Genomic DNA, 10,329 nt, shown 5'->3' on the forward strand with positions numbered 1-10,329 from the left:
GGCAGGGCGGTCACGGCAGGGCGGGACGACCCAGCCAATCGGCCAGGTCCGCGTACGCCGCACGGGATTCGGGGAGCCAGGGCAGGCCCGGAAAAACGTGGAACGCGCCAGGGTACTCCCTCAGGACGACGTCCGCGCCGGCTTCCCGCGCGCGATCGCGGAACAGCACGGCGTCCGGCAGGCACACGTCGCGGGTGCCCTGGTAGATCCGCGTAGGCGGAAGGCTGCCAAGCATCTCTGCCGGGGCAGAGGCAGGGCTCACGAGCGGCGTGCGTGGATCGTCGCCACCGGCCCACCAGGACCCCGCGCGTATTGCGCCGGGGACGGACAGCATGGCATCGATCCGCTCATATCGGGGCACGTCGGGATGGGTGCCGGTGACGTCGAGCCAGGGCGAGATGGCGAGAATCTTCGACGGAGCGGGTAACCCGGCGTCCGCGAACGCCCAGCACTGCGCGACGGCCAGTCCGCCCCCGGCGGAGTCTCCTGCGAGGACGACGTCGGCGGCGTCGCTGGTCTGCAGTACCCCGCGGTACACCGCGGTGAGGTAGGGGTACACCTCGCGATAGGTACTCTCGGGAGCGAGCCGGTACAGCGGGACGGTGACGGTGGCACCGGTGCGCCGCATCAGTTCGGCGACGATCCACCAGTGCGGGCGGCTCAGTTCGTTGATGTAGACACCGCCGTGCGTGTAGATGATGTGCAGGCGGGTTGCGCCCTTCCGCGGACGGACGGTGATGGTCCGGATGCCGTCCACCAGACGATCCTGGATGCTGTGCGCCTTTGCCAGGGACCGCGGCATGGCCGCCGGTTCCGGATACTCGCGCCCGGGATAGGTGGACTCGACCCAGTCGGTGGTCCGGTGGCGGTCCTTCGTCGGCGTCAGCGCGATGACCCGTGAGGCCAGCCGCATGGGAAGGGAGCCCTCGAGGCGGGGATCGTTCGGCGGGTACCGCTGCAGGCTTCGTCGGATGCGCTCCATCATCCGGCCAGCCTAGCGCCTGGGCACCCCGCTCCCGGCCGTCCCGGCACGTACCCGGCGGTCCGGCCTCGGTAGCACCCCTGCCGCACACCGATCGTGGCGCCCGGGGGGGTGCCCCTATGTTCTTGTCAAGCGGCGAGTGGATGGTCTGCTTGATAAAGGGTGCCGTCGCGGAGCATGGCGAACAGGACGTCGCAGCGTCGGCGAGCCAGGGCGATGAGGGCTTGGTTGTGGCGTTTGCCTTGGGCGATCTTCCGGTCGTAGTAGGTCCTCGAGATCGGATCCCGGAGGGCTGCGAATGCTGATAGGAACAGGGCGCGTTTAAGGATCTTGTTGCCACGGCGGGACGGGTGCTCACCTCGGATCGATGAGCCGGATCTGCGGGTCACGGGAGCCAGACCTGCGTAGGCGGCAAGGTGTCCGGAAGACTCGAAGTGTTTGCCGGCAACTTCGGTGAGGAGCCTTGCTGCGGTCCTGACGCCGACTCCGGGCATGCTCGTCAGGACGGAGGAAAGAGGGTGGGCCTCTACCAGTTTCTCCACCACTACGGCGATCTCTGCCCGTTGCCGCCGCAGAGCTGCGAGTTGCTCGGCCAAGCGCGGCAGAACGGTCGCTGCGGCATTGGTGCCCACCACAACCACGGTCTGCTCACTCAATGCCTGGCTGATGTCCTCTGGACGCCGTCCCATCCGGGGTGCCAGCTTCATTAGTCGGGTCGCCATCCTTTTTGTTCCGGCGGTCTTCATCGCTTCCGGTGACAGGTAGTGCTGCAGCAAGTCCAGCATCGCGGGATGGTCTAGATGCGGGCCCACGACCCGTTCCAATGCGGGGTGGATCTGGGTCAGCAGGCCGCGGATCCTGTTGCTGGTCGCGGTCATCTGTCCCAGAATGTCGTCATCGAAACCGCAAAGCATCGATAGTTCCGCGACGGATTCATCGGCCAGCTGGATTGACCGCAACGCATGCGGCAACGTTCGTGCGGCCTGAGCGATGATCGCGGCGTCTCGGGCGTCGGTCTTGGCTTCGCCAGCATGGAGGTCAGCGATGCGCCGCATCGCCAACCCCGGCAGATACCCGACAAGGACGCCCTCAGCCTGGGCGACGGCGATCGGCAACGCACCTATCGTGGCTGGTTGGTCGACGACCACCAGGACCGTACTGTGGTGCTTTAGCTTCTGCAGCACCGCCCGCATCTTCGATTCGTTGTTCGGCAATGCGTTGTCGAACACGACCTTGCCTGCCTTGTTCAGAGCAACGGCGTGATGTTCGCCCTTGCCGACGTCGACACCTACGAACACGTCGACGCTGTCGTAGTTCTCGATCATGACTACTCCGTCCACTCGAAGAAAAGTGGCCTGGTCACGGGCGTCAAGTCCCGGCATCCACGTTACGAACGACCTCGGAACTTCGTTCCTAGTCGAGCCCCTATTAGCGATCACCCGACGCCAATCAGGTCCGGTGACAACACCCCCCGGATCATGAGCGACTGGGGGCAACAATCATGCCGGACCCGATAGGCCAACACCCCAACAGTTCACACCGTTAGGGCCTACGAATAAAGTAACGGGGGGACGGGCTCCGGAGTACATCTGCCGGGAGGCTCTCTGTCATGCTTGACGTTGGACAAACGCCGCCCTGCCTGCTCCGCGCCCGTCCTGCTTCGCCGGCGGGCCGGCCCTCCCCTGCAAGGACTCCATGGATACAGCAGACCGGATAGCCCTGATTCTCGACCTGCTCGGGGTGTTCTTCTTCGCCGTCTCCGGTTCGCTGCTGGCCGCCCGCAAGGGCTTCGACCTCGTGGGTTCCCTGCTCCTTGCCTCACTCGCCGGACTGGGTGGCGGCGTGGTGCGCGACGTCATCATCGACACCCCTCCCGCCGCCTTCAACGACCCCACCTACCTGGTGCCGCCGCTGCTCGCCACGGTGCTGGTGTACTTCGTGTTCTCGGGCGTGGAAAAGGTCCGGCGGGTCCTGGTCATCTTCGACGCCGCCGGCCTTGCCCTCTTCTGCATCACGGGAACGCTGAAGGCCCTCGCGTTCGGGTTGAACCCTGTTGCTGCGATGCTGCTGGGAGTCACCACCGCCGTGGGCGGGGGCCTGCTGCGCGACGTCGTCGCCAATGAGGTTCCGCAACTGTTCGATCCGCGCGACATCTACGCACTGCCCGCGATGCTCGGCGCCGTCGTCGCGACCCTGCTGGTGCCCCACGGCTGGTTCAACCTCGTGACGGGAACGGCCGCGGCGTCGATGGTCTTTTCGCTGCGCGTCCTGGCCTGGCGCTACGGCTGGCACGCGCCGCTCGCCGCGCGTGCCTGGACTCCACGGCGCCTGCGGAGGGGTAACGGCGCCTGACCCCGGGCGGCTACGATTGAGGCGTCCCCAAACCCCCACCTGGAGTACCCGTGACTGAACTTTTCCTCGACAAATTCCGAGCCCTGGTTCCCTCCTATTTCGAGGACGAGTGGGTCGAAGAAGACGGACTGTCGCCGGCGGAGCTCGAAGATCTGATGCGGGGCAAGGACTTCGAACTGCCTCTCGCGCTGCGCGAGTTCTACCTCGCTGTCGGCGCGACGGAAGACATCATGGAAGCCTTCCACTTCTTCTGGGATCCCGACGAGCTGGAAATCGAGGACGGTTACCTCCTGTTCCTGGAGGACGAGGAGGAGCTCTACACCTGGGGTATGAAGGCCGACCAGCTTTCCGTCCCGGACCCGATCGTGTGGCGGCGCAACAACGCGCGCGGGGAGTGGAAGTCCGAGGAAGGGACGTTCAGCGAGTACGTCCTGGACCTGTTCGAGTGGGTGTTCGAGGACACCGAGGGGAACTGAGTGAGCGGATTCACGCACCATGCTCCCGAGGGATACCGGTGCCCCTTCTGCGATCTGGCCCGCGGTGATTTCGGCAACCCGCGGAACCTCTGCCGCCCGGGCGACGTCGTGTACTCGGATGACCTCGTCCTCGCCTTCATCGCCTCCCACGGCTTCGAGCCGAACCCGGGCCATGTCCTCGTCACCCCACGGAGCCATGTCGAGCTGCTCTACGAACTGCCCGACGACGTCGCCGCCCGGATCATGACGCTGACCCGCGATGTCGCGGTGGCGATCAAGCGCGCGTGGAACCCCGACGGAGTGTCGACCCGGCAGCACAACGAGCCCGCGGGCAGCCAGCACGTCTGGCACTACCACCAGCACGTCCTCCCGCGCTGGCACGACGACGGCTTCTACTTCACACCGAAGCGGCCCGTGGTGGATCCTGAGATCCGGGCGCGCAAGGCGCTGGAATTGCGGGCGTTCCTGTAGGTCCGACGTCGGCTGCTGCCCACCTTTCCGCCTGGCGCCCACCAGCGCCGATCGAGCGCACGGCCGGTGCACAGCATTTGCCGTCATCGCTGCCCTGAACCGCGTGTCGTCGACGGACACGCCGCGAATGCGCGGCCCTCCTCGGCAATGACGGCAGAACCCGTGCGACCTCAGCGCGTCGGCCGCCGACGCAGTACCTGAGCGACCTGCGCAAGGAGCTCTTCCGGAAAGAACATCACATCCTCGTAGCAGAAGCGCAGCACCAGGTAGCCGCCGATGATCGTGCAATTGTTGCGCTTCCGGTCCCGTCGGAGGGCCCCGCGGTCGGAGTGAAAGGCCGCGCCGTCGATCTCGATCACGAGAAATCCCTCAAGAAGGAAGTCCACCCGGCGTACCCCGGCAATATGCACCTGTGGTTCAACCTGCCAGCCGGCGTCCTCGAGCAGGAGCCGGGCAACCACCTCGATTGCCGAATCGGCGCTCGTCCCGGCCCGGCCGAGTGCGGCGCGTGCCGGACCGTTGCGGTTGCCGGGCAGTAGGTCCCTCACAAACCGCGGGACTGAGTCTCCCCGCCTCAACGCGCACTCGACCATCGGAACGGACTCCGACTGCTGACGGCACTGCAGGGCGTGCACCAACACGTCCATCAGACCCACCATCGGAAGCACCGCGTGAATGGGAACCTGCCGACGGCGGTGGTTGACGGCGTTACCCGCACCGAGATTGACACGGCTCAGGTGCACCGCCGACGGTTCCCTGGTGGTCCACAACCCATAGTGGCCGGCAGCGGAAACGCAGGTGAGCAGTCCACCCGCACTCACTGCGGCACTGAAATCCGCTGGTGCATCCGGCAGGGCCAGGACGCCGGGACGCAGCCGGAGCACGCGCCCGTCCGCGACAGCCCGCGTCAACGCCCTTGCCCCGAAGCCCCGCCGCCGCAGGTCCTGCGTTCGGGCAACCGATCCCATGCCGCGCAGCACGCGCTCCACTTCCATAAGGGTAGCCAAGTCCACACCGGCAGACCGTGGGGCTACCACAACGGCTATGTCGGCAAATACCCGCACCGCATTTCACGGCATTGCCCACTCGAAGGGCGTGTCGGAAGGGGACACGCCGACAAAAGCGACCTCAAAGTGGCAATGGCGGCAATTGTCGTGCACCCGGACAATCCGGGAGGCCTAGACTTCCCGGCTCACCACGGCCTGGGCAAAGCTGGCCAGTGCCTGCTTCACCACGCTGTCGGGCAGCGGGTCCAGGGCGACGACGGCGTCGTCGGCCCAACGCTGCGCGAAAGCCCAGGCTTCCTGCGTCTGGGGGTGCGACCGGACGGCGGCAACAGCCTCAGCCAAGGCATCGTCGGAGGCAAGGTCCCCGTCGACCAGCGCGATCACGTCGGCAGCGGAGGCGTCCCCCTCAGCGGCAGCCCGCCGCAGGAGAATGACGGGAAGAGTCGGCACGCCCTCCCGCAGATCCGTCCCGGGAGCCTTGCCGGACTTCACCTTCAGCCCGGTGACGTCGATGACGTCGTCGGCGAGCTGGAACGCAACCCCCACCTTCTCGCCGTAGGACACCATGACGTCGATGATCTCCCGCGGGGTGTCGGCGAACAGCGCGCCGAGCTGGCCCGACGCCGCCACCAGCGAACCGGTCTTGTCGGCGATCACCGACAGGTAGTGCTCCAGCGCGTCCTGGCCCTCGCGGGGCCCCACGGTCTCGTGCAGCTGCCCCAGGCACAGGCGCTCGAACGTGCGGGCCTGGATTCCCAGGGCTTCCCCGCCGAGCTCGGACACGAGGATCGACGCCCGCGCGAAAATGAGGTCACCCGTCAGGATCGCCACCGAGTTACCCCACACCTCGTGGGCCGTTGGTGCGCCGCGGCGGTAGGGCGCGGAGTCCATGACGTCGTCGTGGTAGAGCGTGGCAAGGTGCGTCAGTTCGACGACGACGGCGGCCTGCACCACCTCCGGGCGGGTGGAATCCCCCAGATGGGACGCGAGGATGGTCAGGAGCGGACGGATCCGCTTCCCGCCGGCTTCGACGAGGTGACGGCTCGTGGCATCGGCGAGCGGATCGGAATTCGAGATGGCGCCGCGCAACTGCTTCTCGACCTCGGCGAGGCACGATGCCACTGCCGGACCGAGCTCTGGGTCCTCCGCGATCAGCGCGAAACCGGGCGGCAGGCCCAGCGAGGCATCGGTGGGCTCCTCGGCGGTGTCCAGCGCACTGTCCGGACCCACGCTGGCCCAGCCGGAATTGAAGGAGTTCGTCACCGTATAAGACTAACCACGTGGCGCGGCAGATTGCGCACGAAGGGCCGCCGTGACCGACGGCTGGTTGCTGGTGGGCGGAACGAGCGCCTCGAGCAGATGGATCACGCGATCCTCGAAGCCTCGTCCACCGGTGTCGGTCAGGTTCGCCAGCATCCGCACCACGAAGCGCATGAGGATGGGGACCGGCATGCCGGTGCGCAGCGCCAGCGACAGGATGGCCGGTTTGCCGATCAGGCGGGCAAAGACCCGGCCGAGGGTGAAGTGGCTTCCCCACTGCGCCCGGATGTAGGGCGCGTACCCGGAGAGCACCTGGTCGCGCCCGAGCGGGGAGAGCACTCGCTGCGAGCGCTCGATGAACTCGGCGGCGTACCGGGCCGACTCCATGGCATAGGAGATGCCCTCTCCGTTGAAGGGCGACACCATCCCGCCTGCGTCGCCGAGCAGCAGGAGCCCCGGGCTGTAGTGCGGTGTCCGGTTGAAACCCATGGGCAGCGCGGCACCGCGGATCTCTCCGACCTGGTTCTCGGGGGTGAAGCCCCATTCAGGCGGCATCCCGGCCGTCCAGTCGCGCAGCACCTGCTTGTAGTCGAGCTTGCCGAATTCAGCGGAGGAGTTCAGGATGCCGAGGCCCACGTTGGAGGTGCCGTCCCCCACGCCGAACACCCAGCCGTAACCCGGCAGTGGACGGCCGGTGGCGTCGGGCAGCTCGAGCCAGCCCTCCATCCAGTCGTCGTCGTGCCGGGGGCTCGTGAAGTAGGTGCGGACGGCGACGCCGAGCGGGCGGTCGTCACGCTTGGCCATCCCGAGGCTTACCGCGGTGCGGGTGGAGTTGCCGTCGGCGGCCAGGACGACGTCGGCGCTGAAGGTGCGCGATTCGCCGGTCTTGCGTCCGGCGGCGTCGAGCAGGTTCACGACGACGCCGGTGACGCGCCCTGCATCGTTGCGCACCGCGGAGGCGACGGAGTGGCCCTCGAGGAGAACCGCACCGGCCTGCTGCGCGTGGCGGGCAAGAGCCTCATCGAACCCGAGGCGGGTGCGCACGAGCCCATAATCGGGGAAGTCGCTGAGCTCGGGCCAGGGCACCTCGACGGTCCGGGCTCCTGCCTTGAGGCGGAGGCCCCTCGTGCGGCGCCACCCCTCGGCCTCGTCGTGCGGTAGGCCGAGCAGCTGGATTTCGCGCACCGCGCGCGGCGTGAGCCCGTCCCCGCATACTTTCTCCCGCGGGAAGTGCGTCTTTTCCAGCACCGTCACCTCGATGCCCGCGCTGGCCAGGTAGAAGGCGGCGGTGGACCCGGCGGGACCCGCCCCGATGATCAGGACCGACATCTAGTTCGCCGCCCGCGTGCTGCGCCGCCGCAGCCGCGCCGCACCGCCCGTAGCAGCCGGACCCGGTCTGGCGGCGCCCGGTGCGCCCGGTTTGACGGCCCGGTGCACCGCCACGATGCCGCCGTTCAGGTTGCGGTACGCCACCTCGCCCCAGCCGCTCGCCGTGATCTCCGCGGCGAGCTCATCCTGGTCGGGCCAGGCCCGGATGGATTCCGCGAGGTAGACGTAGGCTTCCGGGTTGGAACTGACTTTCGTGGCGATCGCCGGCAGGGCGCGCATCAGGTATTCGGTGTACAGGGTCCGCCACAGCGCCACCGTGGGCTGCGAGAACTCGGCGACCACCAGTGATCCGCCCGGTTTGGTGACGCGCAGCATTTCCGTCAGGGCCATACCCGGCTCGTTGACGTTGCGCAGTCCGAAGGAGATCGTACTCGCATCGAAGGAATTGTCGGCGAAGGGAAGGTTGGTCGCATCGCCCGCCACGAAGTTGATGTCCGGCCGGCGGCGCTTGCCCACGGTGAGCATTCCGAGCGAGAAGTCGCACGCGACGACGTCGATCCCGGCGTCGGCATACGGTTCACTCGAGGTGCCGGTGCCCGCGGCGAGGTCGAGGACGCGCTGACCGGGGCGGGCATTTACCGCGTCGACGACGATCCGCCGCCAGCGGTGCGCCTGGCCGACGGACAGGACGTCGTTGACGATGTCGTACTTGGGTGCGACGCCGTCGAACATCGCTGCTACTTCATCCGGGCGCTTCTCGAGGGATGCACGTTTCACTCGCCCATTGTCTCAAACAAATACCGGCCGCCGGACCGCGGGCACGGACTGCGGGCTGGGCCGGACGACGCCTGGAGCGGGCCATCCGCCCGTCCGATGCGCACTCCCGCAGCGGAGTAGGCTTGGATCCACCATGAGCAATCCGTCCCTGACAGCACCTGCGCCCGCCCGCGGGTTCTCCGGCGGACTTCGCAGCATCACCATTCCCCGTGGCCCGATGGAACCCGATACCGGCCTGCTCGACTACGTGGTGCGCAATGACGCCTACACGTGGATACGTCGGGGCGGCGGCCTTGTCGCCTACGGCGAAACCGCGCGGTTCACCGGCGCGGGGCCGGGCCGTTTTGCCGACGCACAGGACTGGTGGCGGGACCAGCTGGCATCAGCAGACGTCGAGAATCCCGTCGCGCAGCCCGGCTCAGGCCTGATCGCCTTCGGATCGTTCGCGTTCTCCAAGACGTCGGAGTACGGGTCCCGCCTGATCGTGCCGGAGATCGTGGTGGGGTGCTCCGACGGCTACAGCTGGCTCACCTACATCACCAGCGATCCCGGAGCGGAAGTCAGCCCCGCAGCGGCGGAGGCCGTGCTCGCGGAGTACCTCGACGACGTCGTGCCCGAGCGCGCGCCGCATGCGGGGGACCGCCTCGGTCCGGGGGTCCTCAGCGAGGACCAGTACCTGGCGGCCGTGGCCGCCGGCGTTCGGCATGTCCAGGCCGGCGAGCTCAGCAAGCTGGTCCTCGCCCGTGACGTCGTCGCCGAACTCGGCGCTCCCATCGCGACGGCCCAGGTGCTTCGTGAGCTGGCCGTCCGGTACGAGGACTGCTGGACCTACGCGGTGGACGGGCTCATCGGCTCCACGCCCGAGATGCTCATCAAGGTCGAGAACAACACGGCCCGGGCCCGGGTGCTGGCCGGCACCCTGGACCGGGCGATCGCACCTGCCGGCGACCCCGGCTACGCGCAGCGCGTCCTGGCGGGTTCCGACAAGCAGCTGCACGAGCACTCGATCGCCATCGACTCACTCACCCGCCAGCTCGAGCCCTTCACCAGCTCCATGACCTCGCACAGCGAGCCGTTCGTCCTCCAGCTGCCGAACGTCTGGCACCTCGCCTCGGACGTGACAGCGCAGCTGACCCCCGACTCCGGCGGGCGGGTGCCGACGTCGTTGGCTCTGGTCGAGGCACTCCACCCGACCGCTGCGGTGTGCGGCACTCCCACGACGGTGGCGGGAGCCCTGATCCGGAAGCTGGAGCACCTCGAACGCGGCCCCTATGCGGGCCCTGTGGGCTGGATCGATGCCGATGGCAACGGGGAGTGGGGGATCGCCCTGCGCGGAGCTGTCGTGGAAAGCCCCACCCGGATCCGCCTTTATGCGGGCTGCGGAATCGTGGCGGGATCGCAGCCGCAAGCAGAGCTGGCCGAGACGTGGAGCAAGTTCCGTCCGATGATCCAGGCCCTCGGTCTGGCCGGCTGATCAGCTCGGGCTTGGTTACCAATAGGCAATGCCTGTAGCCTGTGATGCACATCTCAAAGCGCAGTAGAATCATTCCGACTCCTTGATGCCCCCATTTCCGAACGTCCGTCCGAACGAGGAACCCCATGATCTTTCAAAGAAATGCACTGCTGGCCGCGCTGGCCGCCGGCACGCTGGCCCTGACCGCCTGCGGCGGCTCCG

10 protein-coding genes are annotated in these 10,329 nt (G+C 67.6%); 4 read left to right on the top strand and 6 right to left on the bottom strand.

The features are described from left to right. Nucleotides 1–10: 10 nt before the first annotated feature. Nucleotides 11–985 (bottom strand): alpha/beta hydrolase, encoded by a 975-nt coding sequence (locus tag Y704_RS18685; protein WP_051476642.1) that lies wholly within the window; start codon nt 983–985, stop codon nt 11–13. 125 nt (nt 986–1,110) lie between these two features. After that, nucleotides 1,111–2,307: an IS110 family RNA-guided transposase gene (locus tag Y704_RS0103185; protein WP_035771415.1), complete on the bottom strand. Its 1,197-nt coding sequence runs from the start codon at nt 2,305–2,307 to the stop codon at nt 1,111–1,113. A 370-nt stretch (nt 2,308–2,677) separates the two neighbouring features. Here Y704_RS0103185 and Y704_RS0103190 point away from each other — a divergent pair, with 370 nt between their 5' ends. Genes Y704_RS0103190 through Y704_RS0103200 form a run of 3 tightly spaced genes read left to right on the top strand, consistent with a single transcriptional unit; the run spans nt 2,678 to nt 4,281 of the window. Continuing rightward, nucleotides 2,678–3,334 carry a trimeric intracellular cation channel family protein gene (locus Y704_RS0103190; protein ID WP_026549026.1) on the top strand — a complete coding sequence of 219 codons (657 nt, stop codon included), beginning with the start codon at nt 2,678–2,680 and terminating at the stop codon, nt 3,332–3,334. 50 nt (nt 3,335–3,384) lie between these two features. After that, nucleotides 3,385–3,810 carry a hypothetical protein gene (locus tag Y704_RS0103195; protein ID WP_026549027.1) on the top strand — a complete coding sequence of 142 codons (426 nt, stop codon included), beginning with the start codon at nt 3,385–3,387 and terminating at the stop codon, nt 3,808–3,810. Further along, nucleotides 3,811–4,281, top strand: coding sequence for an HIT family protein (locus tag Y704_RS0103200; protein WP_026549028.1), 471 nt, complete (start codon nt 3,811–3,813; stop codon nt 4,279–4,281). A 170-nt stretch (nt 4,282–4,451) separates the two neighbouring features. On the opposite strand, the gene Y704_RS0103205 is transcribed toward Y704_RS0103200, so the two are convergent. The 4 genes from Y704_RS0103205 to Y704_RS0103220 all read right to left on the bottom strand — a co-directional run bounded on the left by Y704_RS0103205 (nt 4,452) and on the right by Y704_RS0103220 (nt 8,654). Then, entirely contained in the window at nt 4,452–5,294 is an 843-nt protein-coding gene (locus Y704_RS0103205; RefSeq protein WP_162149361.1) for a type IV toxin-antitoxin system AbiEi family antitoxin domain-containing protein, read from the bottom strand. Between the two features lie 165 nt (nt 5,295–5,459). Continuing rightward, on the bottom strand, nt 5,460–6,500 hold the full coding sequence (locus tag Y704_RS0103210; protein ID WP_253904221.1) for a polyprenyl synthetase family protein: 1,041 nt from the start codon (nt 6,498–6,500) through the stop codon (nt 5,460–5,462). 60 nt (nt 6,501–6,560) lie between these two features. After that, nucleotides 6,561–7,877, bottom strand: coding sequence for a geranylgeranyl reductase family protein (locus tag Y704_RS0103215; RefSeq protein WP_026549031.1), 1,317 nt, complete (start codon nt 7,875–7,877; stop codon nt 6,561–6,563). Continuing rightward, complete coding sequence (locus tag Y704_RS0103220; RefSeq protein ID WP_035771417.1) at nt 7,878–8,654, bottom strand: demethylmenaquinone methyltransferase; 777 nt, start codon at nt 8,652–8,654, stop codon at nt 7,878–7,880. 217 nt (nt 8,655–8,871) lie between these two features. Here Y704_RS0103220 and Y704_RS0103225 point away from each other — a divergent pair, with 217 nt between their 5' ends. Continuing rightward, nucleotides 8,872–10,128 carry an isochorismate synthase gene (locus tag Y704_RS0103225; protein WP_155850199.1) on the top strand — a complete coding sequence of 419 codons (1,257 nt, stop codon included), beginning with the start codon at nt 8,872–8,874 and terminating at the stop codon, nt 10,126–10,128. Nucleotides 10,129–10,329: the final 201 nt, after the last annotated feature.

The organism is Arthrobacter sp. Br18 (assembly GCF_000520555.1).
Lineage (GTDB): Bacteria > Actinomycetota > Actinomycetes > Actinomycetales > Micrococcaceae > Arthrobacter_D.